The 20,259-nt window shown below is 65.1% G+C and carries 16 protein-coding genes; 4 read left to right on the top strand and 12 right to left on the bottom strand.

The genetic code is table 11. From position 1 onward, the window contains the following. Nucleotides 1–245 precede the first annotated feature (245 nt). Nucleotides 246–2,105 carry a glutaminase A gene (gene glsA, locus ACQR10_RS16825; RefSeq protein ID WP_316216308.1) on the top strand — a complete coding sequence of 620 codons (1,860 nt, stop codon included), beginning with the start codon at nucleotides 246–248 and terminating at the stop codon, nucleotides 2,103–2,105. 674 nt (nucleotides 2,106–2,779) lie between these two features. On the opposite strand, the gene ACQR10_RS16820 is transcribed toward glsA, so the two are convergent. The 4 genes from ACQR10_RS16820 to ACQR10_RS16805 form a co-directional block, all read right to left on the bottom strand. Then, nucleotides 2,780–3,136 (bottom strand): Zn-ribbon domain-containing OB-fold protein, encoded by a 357-nt coding sequence (locus tag ACQR10_RS16820; RefSeq protein WP_316216307.1) that lies wholly within the window; start codon nucleotides 3,134–3,136, stop codon nucleotides 2,780–2,782. Continuing rightward, nucleotides 3,133–4,269, bottom strand: a complete 1,137-nt coding sequence (locus tag ACQR10_RS16815; RefSeq protein WP_434884404.1) for a thiolase family protein — start codon at nucleotides 4,267–4,269, stop codon at nucleotides 3,133–3,135. The genes ACQR10_RS16820 and ACQR10_RS16815 overlap by 4 nt, the downstream gene beginning before the upstream one ends. Before the next feature lie 346 nt (nucleotides 4,270–4,615). Beyond that, nucleotides 4,616–5,782 carry an acyl-CoA dehydrogenase family protein gene (locus tag ACQR10_RS16810; protein ID WP_315803143.1) on the bottom strand — a complete coding sequence of 389 codons (1,167 nt, stop codon included), beginning with the start codon at nucleotides 5,780–5,782 and terminating at the stop codon, nucleotides 4,616–4,618. A gap of 4 nt (nucleotides 5,783–5,786) precedes the next feature. Beyond that, complete coding sequence (locus ACQR10_RS16805) at nucleotides 5,787–6,992, bottom strand: CaiB/BaiF CoA transferase family protein (RefSeq protein WP_316216305.1); 1,206 nt, start codon at nucleotides 6,990–6,992, stop codon at nucleotides 5,787–5,789. 264 nt (nucleotides 6,993–7,256) lie between these two features. Between ACQR10_RS16805 and ACQR10_RS16800 the strand changes: the two genes are divergently transcribed. After that, on the top strand, nucleotides 7,257–7,682 hold the full coding sequence (locus ACQR10_RS16800; protein ID WP_011926088.1) for a GFA family protein: 426 nt from the start codon (nucleotides 7,257–7,259) through the stop codon (nucleotides 7,680–7,682). Between the two features lie 792 nt (nucleotides 7,683–8,474). Here the strand turns inward: ACQR10_RS16800 and ybaL are convergent. Next, nucleotides 8,475–10,217, bottom strand: coding sequence for a YbaL family putative K(+) efflux transporter (gene ybaL / locus ACQR10_RS16795; RefSeq protein ID WP_434912015.1), 1,743 nt, complete (start codon nucleotides 10,215–10,217; stop codon nucleotides 8,475–8,477). A gap of 165 nt (nucleotides 10,218–10,382) precedes the next feature. Here ybaL and ACQR10_RS16790 point away from each other — a divergent pair, with 165 nt between their 5' ends. Beyond that, nucleotides 10,383–10,946: a DinB family protein gene (locus tag ACQR10_RS16790; RefSeq protein WP_434899110.1), complete on the top strand. Its 564-nt coding sequence runs from the start codon at nucleotides 10,383–10,385 to the stop codon at nucleotides 10,944–10,946. A gap of 84 nt (nucleotides 10,947–11,030) precedes the next feature. Here the strand turns inward: ACQR10_RS16790 and ACQR10_RS16785 are convergent, their stop codons facing one another. The 7 genes from ACQR10_RS16785 to ACQR10_RS16755 all read right to left on the bottom strand — a co-directional run bounded on the left by ACQR10_RS16785 (nucleotide 11,031) and on the right by ACQR10_RS16755 (nucleotide 18,842). Beyond that, nucleotides 11,031–11,585: a GNAT family N-acetyltransferase gene (locus ACQR10_RS16785; RefSeq protein WP_434912014.1), complete on the bottom strand. Its 555-nt coding sequence runs from the start codon at nucleotides 11,583–11,585 to the stop codon at nucleotides 11,031–11,033. A 170-nt stretch (nucleotides 11,586–11,755) separates the two neighbouring features. After that, entirely contained in the window at nucleotides 11,756–12,925 is a 1,170-nt protein-coding gene (locus tag ACQR10_RS16780; protein WP_315803139.1) for an acetyl-CoA acetyltransferase, read from the bottom strand. A 72-nt stretch (nucleotides 12,926–12,997) separates the two neighbouring features. Beyond that, nucleotides 12,998–13,981 carry a D-erythronate dehydrogenase gene (gene denD, locus ACQR10_RS16775; protein WP_315803138.1) on the bottom strand — a complete coding sequence of 328 codons (984 nt, stop codon included), beginning with the start codon at nucleotides 13,979–13,981 and terminating at the stop codon, nucleotides 12,998–13,000. Between the two features lie 271 nt (nucleotides 13,982–14,252). Next, a complete protein-coding gene (locus ACQR10_RS16770) occupies nucleotides 14,253–15,188 on the bottom strand; it encodes a carbohydrate ABC transporter permease (protein WP_434912013.1) in 936 nt (311 codons plus the stop codon). Further along, the gene (locus ACQR10_RS16765; protein ID WP_315803136.1) at nucleotides 15,185–16,141 is read right to left on the bottom strand and encodes a carbohydrate ABC transporter permease; all 957 of its coding nucleotides are present in this window, start codon (nucleotides 16,139–16,141) and stop codon (nucleotides 15,185–15,187) included. The genes ACQR10_RS16770 and ACQR10_RS16765 overlap by 4 nt, the downstream gene beginning before the upstream one ends. A 247-nt stretch (nucleotides 16,142–16,388) precedes the next feature. After that, nucleotides 16,389–17,711 (bottom strand): ABC transporter substrate-binding protein, encoded by a 1,323-nt coding sequence (locus ACQR10_RS16760; RefSeq protein WP_315803135.1) that lies wholly within the window; start codon nucleotides 17,709–17,711, stop codon nucleotides 16,389–16,391. 69 nt (nucleotides 17,712–17,780) lie between these two features. Next, on the bottom strand, nucleotides 17,781–18,842 hold the full coding sequence (locus ACQR10_RS16755; RefSeq protein ID WP_315803134.1) for an ABC transporter ATP-binding protein: 1,062 nt from the start codon (nucleotides 18,840–18,842) through the stop codon (nucleotides 17,781–17,783). A 288-nt stretch (nucleotides 18,843–19,130) separates the two neighbouring features. Between ACQR10_RS16755 and ACQR10_RS16750 the strand changes: the two genes are divergently transcribed. Next, a complete protein-coding gene (locus ACQR10_RS16750; protein ID WP_316216299.1) occupies nucleotides 19,131–20,210 on the top strand; it encodes a LacI family DNA-binding transcriptional regulator in 1,080 nt (359 codons plus the stop codon). Nucleotides 20,211–20,259: the final 49 nt, after the last annotated feature.

Below are 20,259 nucleotides of genomic sequence, written 5' to 3'. Positions count from 1 at the left end.
GCACAATCGGCAGCGGGATGCGGGAGTAACGATCATCGCCGGTTCCAAATGGCGGTACCGGAGCGCTGGCTTTCGATCGGCATCCGCTCCTGCGCATGGCAACACCGGGCGGTCATCACGCCCGCGAGCCCGCTCAAACGGTGGGCAGCGGCAACATTTGACCAGCCTTGCGACAAGTGTGGGCTGGCTGCGCCCTCGCGGCTGCGACATAACCGGCGCGAGACCTTGTTCCCGCCGAGCTTCCGATGACCACCCACCCGACGCCGATCAGAAATCCTCAGCATTGGGCGACGGCCGCCATGCCGCCGCTGCAGCGCTTCCTGTCCGCATGCCATGCCGACTTCTGGCCCGATCATGACGGCGCCGTCGCGAACTACATCCCCGAGCTCGGCAAGGCCGACCCGTCGCATTTCGGCATCAGCCTCGCCACGCTCGACGGCCACATCTACGAGGTCGGCGACAGTCGCGTGCCGTTCACGATCCAATCGATGTCGAAGCCGTTCGTGTTTGCGCTCGCGCTCGATACGCTCGGCTCCGACGAGGTCGAGCGCGTGATCGGCGTCGAGCCGTCGGGCGATCCCTTCAATTCGATCCGGCTCAATGCGCAGAACCATCCGTTCAATCCGATGGTCAATGCCGGCGCGATCGCCTGCAGCGGCCTGATCCGCAAGGCACGGCACGACGACGCCTTCGATACCATCCGCGACGCGCTCGGCCGCTTCGCCGGCCGCGAGCTCGATGTCGACGACGCGGTGTTCGCATCGGAAGCCGTCACCGGCGATCGCAACCGCGCGATCGCCTATCTGCTGCGGACCTCGGACGTCATCAGGGAGCCAGTCGACGAGGTGCTCGCGGTCTACTTCCGGCAATGCGCCGTGCTCGTCACCGCGCGCGACTGCGCGATCATGGCGGCGACGCTCGCCAATCGCGGCGTCAATCCGGTCACCGGCGAGCAGGTGGTGACGCCCTATGCGGTGTCGCGCACGCTGTCGGTAATGACCTCCTCGGGCATGTATGACTTCGCCGGCGAGTGGATCTACCGCGTCGGCATTCCCGCCAAGAGCGGCGTCGGCGGCGGCATCCTGGCAAGCCTGCCGGCGCGGCTCGGCCTCGGCAGCTATTCGCCGCGGCTCGACGGCCACGGCAACAGCGTGCGCGGCATCAAGGTCTGCGAGGCGCTGTCGGCGCATTACGGCCTGCACATGCTCAACCGCTCCGACGATGCGCGCACCACGATCATCGCCGACTACGACATCGGCGCCAGCCCGTCGCGGCGCAGCCGCCGCGCCCAGGAGCGCACCATCCTCGCCGCACATCCCGACGCGGTGCGCGTGCTCGAGCTGGTCGGCACGCTGTCCCTCTCCAACGTCGACTACGTCTCGCGCCAGCTTGCGGCGGGCACACGGCCGCAATTCGTCATTGTCGACCTCCATCGCGTCACCGCGATGACGCAAGCCGGACTGCGCCTGCTCTCCGAGCTGTTTCACGAGCTCGCCGACTTTCACGTCACCGTCGTGCTGTCGGGCATCCGCCGAAGCTCGCCGGAATGGCAGGAGATCGCGGCCCGCACCGGCGACATCAAGAACGTGCGCGACTTCTACCTGCTCGACACCGCGATCGAATGGGCCGAGGACCAGATCGTCTATCGCTATGGCGGGGCGATCGACTTCCTCGAAACCACCGAGCTCGCCGAGCAGCCGCTGCTTGCGGGGATCACCGAAGACGAGCGCCACGAGCTCGCGGCGCTGGCAACCATCCGGCACTATCAGCAGGGCGAACGCATCCTGGCGGCCGGCGATGCGGCGGCCTCGCTGTTCTTCCTGCGCTCCGGCGTCGTCCACGTCACCCTGCCCGACGGCATCCGGCTGGCGACGCTGACGGCAGGGCAATGCTTCGGCGAGATGGCGTTGCTTGAGCCCGCGCGCTCCGCCGACGTCGTCGCTGATTTCTCCGCCACCGCCTTCGAGATCTCGCTGGTGGATTTCGAACGTTTCCGCGTGCGACATCCAAAAGCCGGCGAGCGCATCATGCGCAATCTCGCGCAACTGCTGGCCGAGCGTCTGACAATCGCCAATGCGCGGCTCAACCTGCTCGCGGCAGACTGATTTCGCTGCATCGGCCTTCGTCATCGACGTGTCGCACGCGGCCGAAGCAGACAAATACTCAAGGTTGCATTTCACAGCAGTTAGTAGTTCCGGTCGATATCTTTCATCACTCGTATTTGTACGGGCTCGCCCAAACGTTACCGGGACTCGGTCGCAGGACAACCATAAGCGAGCCCAATTCGCGCCGCATTACCCGACGATGTTCTGAACCGTCGATGAACGCCGAGTGGGGACTCGCAAAGCGGACATCGAAGTGGGGTGTTCCGAGTAAAATTCCAGCCGACGTAGCGTGTGTATTTGCGCCACGGAGAGTCGTGTCCAGTGTCCAGGGAGGAAACGGCATGAAGGAAGCCACTAAGAGGGCAACGTCGGAGGCACTCGCGCATATGCTGGCGGTGACGTCCATGATCGTCATCGCCAGCGTCCTGTTCTACGGGCGATGAAGGGCTGTCTGGAGGTTCTGCGTCGCAGTTTCTTCATCGCCCGTAGGTAGGGTTGTGAGCTTGATTGCTCACGCGAACGACCGAGTTGAGTTGCGTTTGAGTTAGTGAGCGTAGCGTAACAGTATTGCGTCAATCGCGCGGCGATCCGGGTCGGGACGAATTTGTGATGCGTATCGTCCCGCCTCGGCCGCCCGCGGTCGACCTCTCCCGACGTCGCCCTGTTTTCCATCATCATTTGGCTTTCCCGAAGTAAGGCACGATGCCGCCTGCGAAGGTGACGAAGCGGGCCGTGACGGGATCGCCGTTCGCAAGTTCGTGGTCGCCATGGGCCATGATGCGAAAGCCCTCGCGCATATCCACCAGCACGATGTTGTAGGGCACGTGCGCGCGCGTCTCCGGCGTCGCCGCGCGGCAGACGAGTGATGCCGCATAGATGGTGCCTTCGCCTGTCGCCGCGTGATCGGTGAGCGCAAGCGAGCCGCAGGCCGCGCAGAAGTCGCGGCGGAAATACTGCAGGTGGGCGCAGCACGCACAGCGCTGAAAGCGAATCGCTGCAACACCCCTGGTCCAGTCCGCCGATTCGCTCATCGCACACGCTCCCAGAACATGCTGACATGCGACGACAGCACGCCGCCATCGCCGTGCAGCAGCGCCAGCTCTGCTTCGCGCACCTGGCGAGGTCCGGCGCGCCTCGTCATCTGCAGATGCGCTTCGCTCAGATGCGCCATGGCACCGCCGACGCCGCAATGGCCGTAGCTCAAGAGGCCGCCATGGGTGTTGAGCGGCACGGCGCCGTCGCGGCTGAAATGACCGGCCCTGACCCGCGCCGCCGCCTCGCCGCGGCCGGCGAGGCCAAGATCCTCGAGCAGCATGCAGAGCGTGATGGTGAAACTGTCATAGACGGCGGCGTAGTCGACGTCCTTGATGTCCACACCCGCTGCTGCCTTCGCCTTCGCGATCGCAATCTCGGCGCCGAGCTCGCTCAGGGCCGGGGCCGCCGTGACGTGCTGATGCGTGTGCGCCTGGGCGCAGCCGCGCACGCGCACCGCCGTCGCTCCGGTCGGCTCGCGGCTGATGATGATGGCCGCGCCGCCGTCGGAGACCGGACAACAGTCGAGCAGCTTCAGCGGCCGCGCGACCGGCTTCGATGCCATGACGTCGGCCACCGTGATGGACTCGTGAAATTGCGCACCGGGATGATCCAGCGCGTGCGTCCGCATCAGGACGGCGAACTCCGCGAGATCCTGTTCGGTGACGCCGTATTCGTGCATGTAGCGCGAGGCGACGAGGCCGTAATAGGCAGGGATCGTCGGCCCGAGCGGCAACTCATAGTCGGGATGGCCGACTTGCGCCAGCGCCTGGATCGAGGCGTCGCGGCTCTGCCCGGTCAGGCGGTTCTCGCCGGCGACGACGAGCATGTGTCTGACGACGCCGGCTTCGACCAGATGATGCGCCAGCATCACCATCGCGAGGCCGGTGGCGCCGCCGACCTGCACGGCGTGGGCATAGGAGGGCGTGATGCCGAAATGCTCGGCGAACACGGTGGCAAGCATGATGTGCGGCGACACCGTGGAATAGCCGCACAGGATGCCGTCGATGTCACGCCGTGTCAGCCCGGCATCGTCGAGCGCAAGCTGCGCGGCCAGGCTCATCAGGTCGAGCGAGGAGCGGCCGTCGTGACGGCCGAACGAGGTGAGGCCGGTGCCGGTGATGTAGGTCATCGTGCCACTCGCTCCCCCGTCATTCCGGGGCATCGCGCAGCGATGAACCCGGAATCTCGAAATGAGAGACGATCGTGCACGACAAGCTCGAGATTCCGGGTTCGCGACTTCGTCGCGCCCCGGAATGACGAGGTCTGACGTACAGAGTCTATTTTTGATCGAGGATGATGCTCCGAGGACAACTGCGCTCCCCTCCCCCTTGCGGGGAGGGGTTGGGGGTGGGGGTAGCCACACAACGAGTCTTTGTGGGGTACCCCCCTCCCTGCCCCTCCCCCACAAGGGGGGAGGGAATGCTGGCATTGTGCGTCCATCACGCCTGCGTTCGCCATCTCAGTGCAATTCATCCTCAATACGATTTCGGCAGGCCGAGGACCTTTTCGGCGATGAAGCTCAGGATCAGTTGCGGGCTGATTGGGGCAATGCGGGGGATCAGGGATTCGCGCAGGTAACGTTCGACGTGGTACTCGCGCGCGTAGCCGAAGCCGCCGTGAGTCATCACCGCCTGCTCGCAGGCGTGGAAGCCGGCCTCTGCAGCGAGATATTTGGCGGCGTTCGCCGCTGGCCCGCACGCCATGCCCTGGTCATATTGCCAGCCGGCCTGCAGCACCATCAGCCAGGCCGCCTCCAGCTCCATCCAGTTCTTGGCCAGGGGATGCTGGATGCCCTGGTTCTGGCCGATCGGGCGGTTGAACACGTTGCGCGTCCGCGCATAGGCTGACGCGCGCGACAGCGCGAGCTGGCCGAGGCCGACGGCTTCGGCCGCGATCAGGATTCGCTCCGGGTTCATGCCGTGCAGGATGTAGTCGAAGCCCCGGCCCTCCTCGCCCAGCCTATCCTCGACTGGAATTTCAAAATCCTCGAAGAACAGCTCGTTGGAGTCGACCGGCTTGCGGCCCATCTTCTCGATCTCGTGCACCTTGATGCGGCCGCGATCGAAATCGGTGTAGAACAGGCTGAGCCCATGGGTCGGGCGCTGCACCTCCTCCAGAGGCGTGGTCCGCGCCAGCAGCAGGATCTTCTCGGCGACCTGCGCGGTCGAGATCCACACCTTCTGGCCGTTGACGATGTAGCGGTCGCCCTTGCGCACGGCGCGCGTCTTGAGCTGTGTGGTGTTGAGGCCGGTGTTCGGCTCGGTCACGGCGAAGCACGCCTTCTCGCTGCCATCGACGATGCGCGGCAGCATCCGCGCGCACTGCTCTTTGGTCCCGAACACGACGACCGGATTGAGCCCGAACACATTCATGTGGATCGCCGAGGCACCGGACATGCCGGCGCCCGACTCCGCGATGGTCCGCATCATGATCGCGGCATCGAGGATGCCGAGACCGGAGCCGCCATACTCCTCGGGAATGCAGATGCCGAGCCAGCCGGCCTCGGCCAGCGCCTTGTGGAAGTCGGCGGGAAAGCCGCCCTCCTTGTCCTTCTTCAGCCAGTAGGCATCGTCAAAGCGCGCGCAGATTTTGGCCACCGCATCACGGATCGATTCCTGGTTGGCGGAGAGCGCGAAATCCATCGTCTCACTCCCTGGCAGGCGCCGGCGTGGTCACGCCGTCGCGGATCATCGCGGCGATCTCCTCGTCCGAGAAACCAAGCTCGTGCAGGATCTGCGCGCCATGCTCGTTCGGCCGCGCCGCCAGACGCTGCGGCTCGGCCTTGGTCTCGGACCAGGTCGCGGAAACGCGGGTGCTGCGGATCGGGCCTTCGGTCGGATGTTCGACCACGGGAAAGAAATCGGTCGCCACGAGGTGCGGATCGTTCAGCAGGCTTTGGAGATCGTGCATCGGCATCACCGGAATGTCCGCCTTGTCCAGCAGTGCGGTCCACTCCGCCGTGGTGCGGGTCTGGAAGATGCGCGCGAGCTCGGCATAGACGATGTCGATGTTGGCGGCGCGACGGGCAAAGCTGTTGAAGCGGTCATCGGCGCGGAGGTCGGTGCGGCCGGATGCTTCGAAGAACGCGTCCCATTGCTTGTCGTTGTAGACGATCACGCAGATGTGGCCGTCGGCGGTCTTGTAGGGCCGGCGGTCCTGCGACAGATGCCGGGCGTAGCCGCCGCGGTCCAGCGGCGGCTCATAGGTGAGACCGCCCATGTGATCGCCCATGATGAAGGCCGACATGGTCTCGAACATCGGCACGTCCAGGCGCTGGCCGCGGCCGGTGCGGTCGCGATGCACAAGGCTGGCGCAGATTGCGCCGACCGCCGTCAGGCCGACGATGCGGTCGACCAGGGCATTCGGCACATAGCGCGGCGTGCCGTCGCCGGCGACGGCCATCAGGTGAGACAGCGCCGCCCCGCCCTGGATCAGGTCGTCATAGGCCGGCTTGGCCGCATAAGGTCCGTTCTGGCCGAAGCCGAACACGCCGGCATAGACCAGCCGTGGATTCAGCGCGGCGACCACCTCGTAGCCGAGGTTGAGCCGTGCCATCGCCTGCGGACGGATGTTGTAGAGCAGGACGTCGGCATCCTTGACCATGCGCAGCACGGCTTCCCGTCCCGCCGGCTTCTTGAGGTCGAGGCAGATCACGCGCTTGCCGCGGTTGGTGTTGAGGGTCACCGGCCCCATGCCGGGATGACGCCAGGGGCCGATCTTGCGGGTGACGTCGCCGTCGGGTGATTCCACCTTGATCACGTCGGCGCCGTAGTCGCCGAGCGTCTGGGCGGCATACGGCCCCATCAGCACGGTGGTCATGTCGATGACCTTGATGCCGGCAAGCGGTCCCATCGCGGCGTCAGCTCCCTCGTTCGTCGTTATGGACAGAGCTAACGGCACACCCGGTTCCGGGGCAAGCGGGCGCGCGCGTATGGGGCCATGCGTGGGATTGCGCCGTCGCAACATTCCGCCGCGCGGATCACTGCCGGACGCCCGCCGTTGCATCGCACCAGATGTTCCGTGCCAACACCTGCATTCTGCGATTCCCTTTCGCCGGGCAGCTGTGTCAGCATGGCAGTCCAACATCCAAAAAGACGATTGAGGGAGAACGCTGTCATGACGCTGTATCAGGGCAAATGCTTCTGCGGCACGGTCGAGCTCGAGGCCGATGGCGAGCCGGAGGCGATGGGTTATTGCCACTGCTCGTCCTGCCGCTCCTGGTCGGCCGGCCCCGTCAACGCCTTCACCTTGTGGAAGCCTTCGAACGTGCGCGTCACCAAGGGCGCGGAGGCGATCGGCACCTATCACAAGACCGACATGAGCCACCGCAAGTACTGCACCAAGTGCGGCGGTCATCTGATGACCGACCATCCGCCGCTCGGCATGATCGACGTCTATGCCGCGACCATTCCGACCTTGAAGTTCACGCCCGGCGTCCACGTGAACTACGCGGAGAGCGTGCTGCCCATCAAGGACGGCCTGCCGAAGCTGAAGGATTTTCCGGCCGAGTTCGGCGGCTCCGGCGAGATGATGCCGGAGTGAGCCAAGGTTCGCTTTCAACAGGCGGGCAAGCATCACCGGCCTCGCGACAGGATTTGTCCGAGCTCTGCTGATCGATGTGGCCCTCTCTTGAAAAAGAGGGCGCAGGGAAGGCCGGGTGCCGACTGGCACCCGTGGCCCCCGTGCGAAAGAAAGCACGGGGAGAGAACCACAGGTTCAGCCGGATCAACCCGGCCCTCCCTGCGCGATGGTCTTCACGCTTATTTCGCGCTCTCCTCGGTGCACCGGCTTTTGGCCACCGTCGCCCTTGGGCTCATCATCACCCGCAGGCTTGGCATCAGCGTCGGGATGCCGGGACCACGCGACTTCACGTCCGCAACCTGCCGTTCGTCCACGCGAGCCAAGCTGCGCTGCGACACGTCGCGGCCACCGCATCCCTGCCTCAACGTTCGTGACGATCGCGAAGCGCCCCTCGTGGCGAAGCAGGATGGCGGGAGTGAACCATACTTTCTGGAAAAGCGAAACAACTATATTTTTCGCTCAGGGACTGGACACGCCAAATCAGCTTGATCGCGCAGGCAAAATTCGCCGCTCGGCGCAACCACAGCCACCGTCATTCCGGGCAAGGCCGCAGGCCTTGAACCCGGAATCTCGATCTTGTCTTGCATCTCGTGCAAACCAGCTCGGGATTCCGGGTTCAATCGTCAACGCGCAAGCGCCTTGACGATTGCCCCGGAATGACACTGAGAGTGAGGTTGCCGCGGCGGAAAAGGCATTGTTGGCAAAGCCGCGTCCCGAAGACTTGTAGCGACATCGCCCGCCGGCGTGATCAGCTCAAATCGGGATACTCTCCGCCGCTCGCTGCGGCGCCAGCTCGGGCGCTGGATCAGGCGGCCGCGTGTCCAGCTCCTCGATCATGCCGCGAGCGATCTCGCGCTCGCCCATGATGACCCTGTCGGCGCCGAGCGACTTCAAGTGCTCGACTTCGGCATCGGAATGCGCGCGCGCCACGATGTGCAGGGCTGGATTGGCGGCGCGCGCCTGCTCGACGATCTGCCCGGCCTCGAACGCCTCGGGGATGGCGATCACCAGCGCATGCGCGCCAGCCGGATTGGTCGCACGAAGCACGTTGCTCCGGGCCGCGTTGCCGGTGATGGTCTCGACACCGGCTTCCTTCAGCTGCTTCAGGATGTCCTCGGAGGTCTCCACCGCGAGGAACGCGTGCCCACGCTGCCGCAGGGCCTCGCCGACCAGACGGCCGACGCGGCCGTATCCGATGATGATCGTGTGCTCGGTCAACTGAGTCACCGGGATCTCGGCAGGCTTCGGCGCTGGCGTTGCAGCCTCATCCGTACGACGGCGCCGCAGCCGCGGCAGCAGCCAATCCAGCGCAGCGAACATCAGCGGATTGAGCATGATCGAGATGATGGCACCGGCGAGGATGAGATCGCGGCCCGCTTTCGGCAGCAGGTTCGAGGCGCCGCCGATCTCGGCGAGGATGAAGGAGAACTCGCCGATCTGGGCGAGGCTTGCGGAAATGGTCAACGCGGTCGAAGCCGGACGGCGGAACGCGATCACGATCAGGAAAGCGGCAACCGATTTGCCGAACAGAATGATGAACAAAGTGGCGAGCAGCGGCCAGGGCTCGCGGATCACGCTTCCCGGATCGAACAGCATGCCGGCGGAGACGAAGAACAGCACCGCGAAGGCATCGCGCAGCGGCAGCGATTCCTGCGCGGCGCGCTGGCTCAGCGGCGACTCGCCGAGCATCATGCCGGCAAAGAAGGCGCCGAGCGCAAGCGACACGCCGAACAGCTTTGTCGATCCGAAGGCGACGCCGAGCGCGATGGCGAGCACGGCGAGGCGGAACAGCTCGCGCGAGCCGGTGTGGGCGATGTAGTGCAGGATCCACGGGATCAGGCGGCGGCCGACCAGCAGCATCACCGCCATGAACACGCCGATCTTGACGAAGGTCAGCAGCAGCACGCCGGTCAGCCCGAGGCCGAAGCGGGCGGCGAGTGGATCGGCGGCGGCGACGTCGCCATTGCCGTTCTGCAGGCTGGCAAAGGCCGGGATCAGCACCAGCGCCAGCACCATCGCGAGATCCTCGACGATGAGCCAGCCGACCGCGATGCGGCCGCGCTCGGTGTCCATCAGCCGGCGCTCCTGCATCGCGCGCAGCAGCACCACGGTGCTGGCGACCGAGAGCGCGAGACCGAACACGAGGCCCCCGCCGATCGACCAGCCCATCGCCCAGCTCAAGGCCATGCCCATCAGGGTCGCCACCGTGATCTGCACGATCGCGCCGGGCACGGCGATGGCGCGCACCGACATCAGGTCCTTGAGCGAGAAATGCAGGCCGACGCCGAACATCAGGAGAATGATGCCGAGCTCGGCGAGCTCGGTCGCCAGCGCCTGGTCGGCGACGAAGCCGGGTGTGAACGGGCCGACGGCAACGCCGGCGAGGAGGTAGCCGACCAGCGGCGGGAACCGGAACCGCTGCGCGAGCGCTCCGAAGACGAAGGCCAGTCCAAGGCCGGCGACGATGGTCGCGATGAGGGGTGTGTCGTGCGGCATCTCAACTTGTTGCACAGGAGGCGCAGCGATGCACCGCGACCAATTGTGGCAGAGTTCCGCAAATGCGCATGGGGATGGTGCACGGACGGCTGCGGAAATCGGTGGTGAATGGCGTGATCAGTTCCGTATGATGTGAAGCGAGCCATCACGGGGTGCCCTGTCCCAATGCCCGCCGATCTCGTCCAGACGTTTCGCGCCTTCGCCTATAATAATTCATGGGCCAATCACCGGCTGCTGACCGCCTGCGGCCAGCTCAGCGCCGAGGATTTCGCCGCGGAGCGCGCGGGCTTCTTCCCCAGCCTGCAGCGGACGCTGAACCACATCTACATCATCGACCTGTTCTACATCGACGCGCTGGAAGGCGGCTGGCTCGGCCCGATGGCGTGGCAGAACCAGGTGCCGTTCCCGCGTCTCTCCGATCTCGTCAAGGCGCAGGGCGCAATGGACCGCCGGCTGATCGCATTCTGCGAGGCGCTGACGCCGGCCCGGCTCGACGACACCGTCCGCATCAACCGCGAGAGCCGGGTGCAGAACGAGCGCTGCGACCGGCTGCTGCTGCATCTGTTCCAGCACGACATCCATCACCGCGGACAGGCGCATGCGATGCTGTCGGCGACGTCCGTCAAGCCACCGCAGCTGGATGAGTTCTTTCCGGCCGATGACGCCGGCCTGCGCGCGAAGGATTTCGCCGAGCTGGGGTTCAGCGAGGAGAAGATCTGGAAGCCGTAGCCCCGATGACTGCGCACGACGCACACTCTCTCCGTCATTCCGGAGCGCGCGCTGCGCGAGCCCCGGAACGACGAGGAGGAGAGATCAGCGCGAGGCGCCTTCCCACAGGGCGCGCGGGAGCCGGTACATCACTTGCCGGCGCAACGGGCTGTCCGCCTCGACGCGCGGATGATCGAAATCGGAGGCCTCGTCCCTGATCATGCCGAGCTTGCGCATGACGTTCTGCGAGGCTTCGTTGGCCGGCGCGGCGTAGGCGATGATCTCATCGAGACCGAGCCGATCGAAGCCGAAGGCGAGCGATGCGCGCGCGGCTTCCGTCGCGATCCCCCGCCCCCAGGCCGCGCGCGCGAGCCGCCAACCGATCTCGACCGCCGGCGTGAACGGCGCATCGAAGAACACGCGGAATAAGCCGGTTGCTCCGAGGAAGCTGCCGGTGGCGCGGTCTTCGACCACCCAGAAACCGAAGCCGTGCTCGGCCCAATGCTTGATCTGAAAGTCGATCCACTGATCGCAGGCCTGCCGCGTCGGCAGCGCGCGCAAGTATCGCATCACCGCGGTATTCGCCGACATCGCCGCAAACGGCGCGCGATCATCGTCGCACCATTTGCGCAAGATGAGGCGGTCGGTTTGGATGATCATGACAGATCACTGAGGAGGCTGACGACCAGATTACCCTGCCTTGAAGCCCCCCCCTGGGTCACCGTCATTGCGAGGAGCGAAGCGACGAAGCAATCCAGAATCCCGCGCGCGGCCCTGGATTGCGTCGCTGCGCTCGCAATGACGGTGGATGGCTCCTCTTGAAACGTAGCCTACTTCGTCGGCTCCAGAATCGACACGTAGTTGGCCACCGCGGCGCCGCCCATGTTGAAGATGCCGCCGAGCTTGGCGTTGGGGAGCTGCATGCCTTCGGGCGCGGTGCCGGTGAGCTGCATCGCCGTCATGACGTGCATGGAGACGCCGGTGGCGCCGATCGGGTGACCCTTGGCCTTGAGGCCGCCGGACGGATTGACCGGCAGCTTGCCGTCCTTGAGCGTCCAGCCCTCCTTGATGGCGCGGGCGCCCTGCCCCTTCGGGGTGAGGCCCATCGCCTCGTACTCGATCAGCTCGGCGACCGTGAAGCAGTCGTGGGTCTCGACGAAGGAGAGATCGGACAACGTGACGCCGGCCTTTTCCAGTGCGCGCTGCCAGGCCACGGTGCAGCCCTCGAAGGCGAGGATGTCGCGCTTGGACATCGGCAGGAAATCCTGCGCGTGCGCGGTGGCGCGCACGTTCACCGCTTTCGCGAAGGACTTCGCGGTCTCGCTGTCGGTCAGCACCAAAGCGGCGGCGCCGTCGGACACCAGCGAGCAGTCGGTGCGCTTCAGGGGGCCGGCGACATAGGGGTTCTTGTCGCTCTCGGAGCGGCAGAACTCGAAGCCGAAATCCTTGCGCATCTGCGCATAGGGATTGGCGACGCCGTTCTTGTGGTTCTTGGCCGCGATCAGCGCCAGCGCGTCGGACTGGTCGCCGTACTTCTGGAAATAGCCCTGCGCGATCTTGCCGAACACGCCAGCGAAGCCGCCGACGGTGTCGCCGTCCTCCGGCAGATAGGACGCCTTCAGCAGGTTCTTGCCGATCTCCGGCCCGGGCGTGCGGGTCATCTGCTCGACGCCGACGACGAGCACGATCTTGGCGGCACCGGCGGCGATGGCGCGGATGCCCTGGTGCACGGCGGCCGAGCCGGTCGCGCAGGCGTTCTCGACCCGCGTCGCGGGCTTGAAGCGCAGCGCAGGATCGGCCTGCAGCACCAGCGAGGCGGTGAAGTCCTGGGGCGAGAAGCCCGCGTTGAAATGGCCGAGCACGATCTCGTCGACGTCGCCTGCCGAAATGCCGGCGTCGGCGATCGCCTCATTGGCGACCTTGACAACGAGGCTCTCGACGGTCTCGGCGTCGAACTTTCCGAACGGCGTATGCGCCCATCCGACGATGCTGGCGGTCATGATTTCTCTCCCGAATGTCTCCCTGCTCAAATGGCGCTTTGCGCCATTGGAGTCCAGAGGCTGGTGGCGTTCTCAGGCCACGAACTTACCACCGAGCTCGTCCTCGATGTGAATCCGGATGATGTCGTCGAACGTCTTTTCCTCGGTGGTGAAGCCGAGCTCGCGGGCCCGCTTGGCCTCGAAATTCCGCGGCCAGCCGGCGACGATGCCGATGATGAAGGGATCCGGAACCCTCTGGATGCGGTTGGCAACGTTGTCGCCCGCCACGCGCCGAAGCGCGGCGATCTGCTCGCCGACGGTGGCCGTCAGGCCGGGCATGGTGAGATTGCGGCGCGGGCCGATCTTCGCGGTGTCCATCGTCGCGGCATGCAGGAGGAAGCCGACCGCCGAACGCGGCGTGGCGTGCCAATGCTGGACGTCCTCGGACACCGGCAGCACGGCCTCCTTGCCGGCGAGCGGCTCGCGCAGGATGTTGGAGAAGAAGCCCGAGGCGGCCTTGTTCGGCGCGCCGGGGCGGATGCAGATGGTCGGCAGGCGAATGCCGACGCCGTCGAAGAAGCCGCGGCGGCTGTAGTCGGCCAGCAGGAGCTCGCCGATCGCCTTCTGGGTGCCGTAGCTGAGTAGCGGCGCATTGACGAACTCGTCGCCGATGGCGTCGGGGAACGGCGCGCCGAACACCGCAATCGACGAGGTGAAGACCAGGCGCGGCTTGTAACCGTCGCCGATCAGCCTGACCGCGTCGAACAGCATCCGCGTGCCGTCGAGATTGATGCGGTAGCCCTTGTCGAAATCGAGCTCGGCCTCGCCGGAAACGATCGCGGCGAGATGGAAGATCACGTCGGGACGCGCGGCGACCAGCTTCTCGGCGAAGCCCGGCACGGCAAAGTCGCCGGCGATGGTCTCGACCGCGATGGGCGTGTCGGGCTTCGCCGGCGCGACGATGTCTTGCAAGGTCATACGGGTGATGGCCGCCTGGCCGAGGCGGCCGTCGCGGACCAGACGCTCGACCAGCTTGCGTCCGACCATGCCGGCGGCGCCGAGAACGAGAATATGCAAGGGGATGCTCCTTGTTTCTTGTTGTTTCACCATGCGCGACGACGATCATCGACGCAAAGCGGTGCTCATGACTGCGCCCTCTCCCCTTGTGGGAGAGGGCTACACTGCCGGTGCCGCACGCTCGCTTGGGTGAGGGGTTTGGTCCCACAAACTCCGCCATCGCGGAGAGAGACCCCTCACCCGGCGGCGCGCTTCGCGCGTCACCACCCTCTCCCACAAGGGGAGAGGGTGCACCGCCCGTGCGGTGAGATTGAAGTGCTGTGCGAGCGCCCTACTCCTTCACCGCGCCGGTCATGGCCGACACATAATGCTCGACGAAGAAGGCGTAAAGGATGACCAGCGGCAGCGAGCCGACCAGGGCGCCGGCCATCAGCGATCCCCATTTGTAGATGTCACCGTCGACGAACTCGTTGACGATGGCGACCGGCACGGTCTTGTTCGGCGTCGACTGCAGGAAGGTCAGCGCGTAGATGAACTCGTTCCAGCACAAGGTGAACGAGAAGATGAAGGCCGAGATCAGGCCGGGCACGGCGAGCGGCACTACGATCTTGACCAGGATCTGCCAGCGGCTGGCGCCGTCGATCAGGGCGCATTCCTCGAGCTCGAAGGGGATCGTCTTGAAGTAGCCCATCAGCAGCCAGGTCGAGAACGGGATGAGCAAGGTCGGATAGACTAGGATCAGCGACAGCGGCGAGTCGAACAGCCCGTAGGCCTGGATCACCGAGGCCAGCGGGATGAACAGGATCGACGGCGGCACCAGATAGGCGAAGAAGATCAGCACGCCCACCGTGTCGGCGCCCTTGAAGCGCAGCCGCACGATCGCATAGGCCGCGAGCACGGATGCGAAGATCGACAGCGTGGTGGCGCCGACCGCGACATACATCGTGTTCCACAGCCAGCGCGGATACTGCGTCTCGAACAGCAGCTTCGAGATGTGCTTGAAGGTCGGATGCACCACCCAGAACGGGTTGTACTTCTCCATGTCGATCAGCTGCTCGTCCGGTTTGATCGACGTCAGCCCCATCCAGTAGAACGGGAACAGCAGCACCAGGAGAATGATGCCGAGCGGCAGATACAGCGTGATCAGCCGTCGCGGCAGCGACTCGAGATAGCTCATGCCCTCGCTGTCGTCGTCGGCCGCGAGCGCGGCCGCCGACGTCGTGGCGTTGGATTGCGTCTTGGATTGCAGCGCAGCAGTCTCGGTCATTGGTCGGATCCTTGCTGCCATTTGCGCCGTTGCATGCCGAACCAGGAGATCGCGATCGCCGCGAGCAGGAACGGGATCATGGCGGTGGCGATCGCTGCACCCTCGCCGAGGCGGCCGGAGATGATGCCGCGCTGATAGCTCAAGGTCGCCATCAGGTGGGTGGCATTGACGGGACCGCCGCGGGTCAGCGCCCAGATCAGCTGGAAATCGGTGAAGGTGAACAGTACCGAGAACGTCATCACCACCGCGATGATCGGGGTCAGCAACGGATAGGTGATGAAGCGGAAGCGCTGCCAGCTGGTGGCACCGTCGAGCGTGGCGGCCTCATACAGGGAGGGCGAGACGGTCTGCAGGCCGGCCAGCAGCGTGATCGCGACGAACGGTACGCCGCGCCAGATGTTGGCGATGATCACGGAGGCGCGTGCCCAGTTGGTGTCGCCCAGGAAGTTGATGTTCTGGCTGATGAGGCCGAGCTTGATCAGCGACCAGGAGATGATGGAGAACTGGGAATCGTAGATCCACCAGAACGCGATCGCCGACAGCACCGTCGGAACGATGAAAGGCACCAGCACGATCGCACGGACCATGGCCTTGAACGGCATCCGCCGGTTCAACAGCAGCGCCAGATAGAGGCCGATCGCGAATTTGATGGCGCTTGCGACGATCGTGTAGAGCAGCGTGTTGAACACCGCGAGCCAGAAGATCGCGTCATCCCACAGCCACTCGTAGTTCTCCAGCCCGACGAAGACGCCGGCGCGGCCGATCTTCTCGTCGGTGAAGCTCATCCAGACGCCGAGGCCCAGTGGATAGGCCAGGAACAGGATCAGGAATGCTGCCGCCGGCAGCATGAACCAGAGCGCGACGAAGTTGCGGTTGGTCTTGATGCGTTCCCACGCGGAGGGCTCGCCGGTCACGGCCGCGCCACGTGGCAGCGAAGTCTGAATGGTACTCATCGTATCGAGCAGCTCCCTTCGAACCTTGGGATGGGCAAACCGCAGCATGCCCACCGGCGTTCGGGACGGATGGTTCTGGTCCGCCATTGCGAGAAGCTCCCCGGGTCTCGCCGTCGGCGAGCCCGTGGGCAGGCTCCGTGACGAAGCAATCCAGAGTCGAGCGCACTGCCCTGGATTGCTTCGCTTCGCTCGCAATGACGGCGAGCACGGCGGGTTGCGCCCTTGCCCACCCTACGCAGTCATCACCTCAGCGGAAGATGCGCTTGGCGGAGCGCTCGGCGCTCGCCATCGCCGTCTTCACGTCCTCGCGGCCCGTGCAGTAGTTCGCGAACATGTCGACCACGACGAAGTCGGCGATCGCGGCGGCTGCCGCCTCGCCGAGCTTGCCGACGCCGGCCGGCGTGACAGCCGTCGCCGCGACGTCGCGATACGGCGTGTTCTTCGGATCGGCGGTCCAGATCGGGTTGGCGTCGTAGGCCTTGAGGAAATGCGACAGGTAGCCCTGCGCCGCCTCGATCCACGGGTTGAACTGCTCCGGCTCCAGCAGGAAGGCCGTGAACGCCTTGCAGGTCTGCGGGAACTTGGTGAAGTTGTAGATCAGGATCGGGAAGCCGAGATGCAGCTCGCGGGTCTTGCCGTCGAGGCCCGCCGGCAGATGCGCGTGGTTCATGTCCTTCGCGACTTCCGGATTGTCCTTCTTCGCCGCGACGTAGATCGAGATGCCGTTCACCGTCAGATAGAGCTGTCCGGCCACGAACGCCTTGTTGTTGGACGAGTCGTTCCACGACGCGGTGCCCGGCACGAAATTGTCGTACAGGCCCTTGACGTATTCGAGCGCCTTGGCGGTCTCCGGCGAGTTGATGACGACCTTGTTGTCCTTGTCGATCAGGTTGCCGCCATGCGCCCACAGCGCCCAGTGCAGCCAGCCATTGGCGTCGCCCGAGGCGTGGCCGAGCGCCATGCCGCCCGGCGTGCCGTTCTTGTTCATGCCCTTCACAAGGTCGGCGAAGCCCGCGAGATCCTTCGGAAACTCCTTGTGGCCGGCCTTCTCCATCGCCGAGATGCGGTAGTTGACGAGGCCGCCGGTGGCCGCCACCGGGATGCCGATCCACTTGCCGTCGAGCATGCCGTAGGCCTTGCCCGAGTCGGTCCAGCCGCCGCACTTCTTGCCGAGATAGTCGGCCACGTCGCTGACATCGGTGACCTTGTTGGAGAACAGGAACGGCAAGGTGTAGAGGCCCCACACCATGTCGAGGCCCTGACCGGTGTTGGCGGCGACCGAGGCCTTCGGCTGGATGTCGTCGTAGGATTCGTTGGAGACGTTGATGGTGACGTTGTTGGCCTTCTGGAACGCATCGACGATCTTCATGAAGGCCACGTCCTCGGCCTCGACGAAGCGCTTCCAGCGCAGAAGATTGATCTTGGCACCGGCTTCCGGCTTCCACGGCGAGGTCTGCGCCCAGGCTTTGGCATAGCCGAGCAGTTCGTCGGCCGACATCGTCGCCGCGGCCGCCAGCAAGGTCGCGCCACCCTTGAGCAGGGACCGGCGATCGGTGGGGAAATGAGTCATCTGAAGTTTTCTCCCGTTGAGTATTTGCTTGTTTTGTTTGTTGTCAGTTCTGCGCCTCGAGCGCCCGGATCAGAGTCTCCGGCCGCTGTCCTTGTCGAACAGATGCGCCGCCGACGCGCGCGGGCGCAAATGGATCTTCTCCCCGGGATTGACCTCGTGGCGGTCGCGGAACACCGCGATGATGTCCTGGGTGCCGATGCGGGCGACGATCTGCGTCTCCGAGCCGGTCGGCTCGACGACGACGACCTCGGCCTCGATGCCGTCATCGGCAAGCTCCAGATGCTCGGGCCGCACGCCGTAGACCACGGGGCGACCGTCGGAGGCGGCCGGCGCGGTCAGCAGCGGCAGCTTGGCGCCGTTGTCGGTCTCGACATAGACCGAGCCGTTCGACTTGAGGTGGCCGTTGAGGAAGTTCATCGCCGGCGAGCCGATGAAGCCGGCGACAAACTGGTTGTCCGGCTTGTCGTAGAGATCGAGCGGCGAGCCCATCTGCTCGACGATGCCGTCATGCATGACGACGATCTTGTCGGCCATCGTCATGGCCTCGATCTGGTCGTGAGTGACGTAAACGGTGGTGGTCTTGAGCCGCTGATGCAGCTCCTTGATCTCGGTGCGCATCGCGACGCGCAGCTTGGCGTCGAGATTCGACAACGGCTCGTCGAACAGGAACACCTGCGGATCGCGCACGATGGCGCGGCCCATCGCGACGCGCTGGCGCTGGCCACCGGAGAGCTGGCGCGGATAGCGGTCGAGCAGCGGCGTCAGCGCCAGGATCTCGGCGGCGCGCGCGACGCCCTTCTTGATGTCCTCGGGCCGTGCGCCGCGCAGCTTGAGCGAGAAGCCCATGTTGTCGGCGACGGTCATGTGCGGATAGAGCGCGTAGTTCTGGAACACCATCGCGATGTCGCGCTCTTTCGGCTGCACGTTGTTGACGACGCGCTCGCCGATCGAGATGGTTCCGGAGGTGATGTTCTCGAGCCCTGCGAGCATGCGCAGCAGCGTCGACTTGCCGCAGCCGGACGGCCCGACCAGCACGACGAACTCGCCATCCTCGATCGGAATCGTCACGCCGTGCAGCACCTCGAATCCGCCGAATGATTTGCGCACGTCGCGAATTTGCACCGACGACATCAATTTCCTCCTCAAAGACCGACAGCATTGGCTGCTTGCCGGCGGCATTCTGACCGTTGTTCTCGGCCGTTTGATCAGGCCGTTTGTCGTTTTGTAGTCCTGGTCGTGCAGTCTTGTTCTTGGTGGTCTTGTTGTTGGCTCCGGTCGCTCCGACTGGCTCCGAAACAGGGCCAGCTCGGCTGGCATTGTCCGCAGTTCAGTTCGCTTCCGCAATGTCTCGCTTAGCAACCGCGTGATAGCGCTGTCAATATCGCTTGTGTACCAGACCGCCTATGCTATGAGCGAGGCATGGGACGGAAACGCATCGAGCCGGGCAAAGTCCGGCTGACCGAAGTTGCGGCACTGGCGGGCGTCAGCCCGATCACGGTGTCACGCTTCTTCCGCAATCCCGCCACGGTCTCGGCCGGCCGCCGCACGCGGATCGAGAGCGCCGCCAAGGAGCTCGGCTACGTGCCGAACCTCGCCGCGCGCGCGCTCGCATCGCAGCGCACCGAAGTGATCGGCGTGCTGATACCGTCCCTCACCAACAACGTGTTCTCCGACGTGCTGCGCGGCATCTATGATGCGTTCGAAGGCAGCCGCTACAGCATCCAGCTCGCCAACACCCGCTACAGCGTGTTGCAGGAGGAGCGCCTGCTGCGGTTGTTCCTGATGCAGAAGCCGGCCGGCTTGATCGTGACCGGTCTCGACCAGACGGCGGAGAGCCGGTTGATCATCCAGGCGGCAGACTGTCCCGTCGTGCAGATCATGGAGCTCGGCGCCGACCCGATCGACATGATGATCGGATTTTCGCACGTCGATGCCTGTTTTGCAGCCATTTCACACCTTCTCGCGCAGGGCTGCCGCCGCATCGGCTTCATCGGCGCCCGCATGGACCCAAGGGTGCAGCGCAGGCTGCAGGGCTATCAGAACGCGATGAAGGGGGCCGGTTTGTTCGACCCGCGTCTCATCGTCACGGCGCCTGTTCCGACCTCGACCACGATGGGCGGCAGCCTGTTCTCCGATCTGCTGATGAAGGCGCCGGATCTCGACGCGGTGTTCTGCGCCAATGACGATCTCGCGCTCGGCGTGCTGTTCGAATGCCAGCGCCGGCACATCGCGGTGCCCGAGCAGATCGCGATCGTCGGCTTCAACGACATGGAGTTCATGGCCGCGGCGGTTCCGACGCTCACCAGCGTGCGCACCAATCGCTACGAGATGGGTCGGCGTGCGGCGACGATGATCATGGACGCCGTGGAAGGCCGTCCCGTGGCGCAGCGTGTCGTCGATCTCGGCTTCGAGGTGATCGAACGGCAGAGCTCGACCTTGCAGCGCGGCACCGCAAATCCGCAGCCTGCGTCGGGGCGCGCTTCCGGAACAAAATGGTAGCGCAACCAAAAACCATGCACTAGAACCACTCGAACCAACAACGACTTGA

Source organism: Bradyrhizobium sp. HKCCYLRH2060 (genome assembly GCF_051168135.1).
In the GTDB taxonomy this organism is placed as follows: Bacteria; Pseudomonadota; Alphaproteobacteria; order Rhizobiales; family Xanthobacteraceae; genus Bradyrhizobium.
Note: the sequence above shows the minus strand (reverse complement) of the source record. Positions and strands in the feature narration are given on the sequence as shown.

Bases quoted from the DNA above. Each gene is read 5' to 3' on its own strand.
- ACQR10_RS16785 (WP_434912014.1), bottom strand. From the start codon at position 11,585: ATGATCATCCAAACCGACCGCCTCATCTTGCGCAAATGGTGCGACGAT.
- glsA (WP_316216308.1), top strand. From the start codon at position 246: ATGACCACCCACCCGACGCCGATCAGAAATCCTCAGCATTGGGCGACG.
- ACQR10_RS16760 (WP_315803135.1), bottom strand. From the start codon at position 17,711: ATGACTCATTTCCCCACCGATCGCCGGTCCCTGCTCAAGGGTGGCGCG.
- ACQR10_RS16750 (WP_316216299.1), top strand. From the start codon at position 19,131: ATGGGACGGAAACGCATCGAGCCGGGCAAAGTCCGGCTGACCGAAGTT.
- ACQR10_RS16755 (WP_315803134.1), bottom strand. From the start codon at position 18,842: ATGTCGTCGGTGCAAATTCGCGACGTGCGCAAATCATTCGGCGGATTC.
- ACQR10_RS16790 (WP_434899110.1), top strand. From the start codon at position 10,383: ATGCCCGCCGATCTCGTCCAGACGTTTCGCGCCTTCGCCTATAATAAT.
- ACQR10_RS16820 (WP_316216307.1), bottom strand. From the start codon at position 3,136: ATGAGCGAATCGGCGGACTGGACCAGGGGTGTTGCAGCGATTCGCTTT.
- ACQR10_RS16780 (WP_315803139.1), bottom strand. From the start codon at position 12,925: ATGACCGCCAGCATCGTCGGATGGGCGCATACGCCGTTCGGAAAGTTC.
- ACQR10_RS16765 (WP_315803136.1), bottom strand. From the start codon at position 16,141: ATGAGTACCATTCAGACTTCGCTGCCACGTGGCGCGGCCGTGACCGGC.
- ACQR10_RS16810 (WP_315803143.1), bottom strand. From the start codon at position 5,782: ATGGATTTCGCGCTCTCCGCCAACCAGGAATCGATCCGTGATGCGGTG.
- ACQR10_RS16805 (WP_316216305.1), bottom strand. From the start codon at position 6,992: ATGGGACCGCTTGCCGGCATCAAGGTCATCGACATGACCACCGTGCTG.
- ACQR10_RS16770 (WP_434912013.1), bottom strand. From the start codon at position 15,188: ATGACCGAGACTGCTGCGCTGCAATCCAAGACGCAATCCAACGCCACG.
- ACQR10_RS16800 (WP_011926088.1), top strand. From the start codon at position 7,257: ATGACGCTGTATCAGGGCAAATGCTTCTGCGGCACGGTCGAGCTCGAG.
- ybaL (WP_434912015.1), bottom strand. From the start codon at position 10,217: ATGCCGCACGACACACCCCTCATCGCGACCATCGTCGCCGGCCTTGGA.
- ACQR10_RS16815 (WP_434884404.1), bottom strand. From the start codon at position 4,269: ATGACCTACATCACCGGCACCGGCCTCACCTCGTTCGGCCGTCACGAC.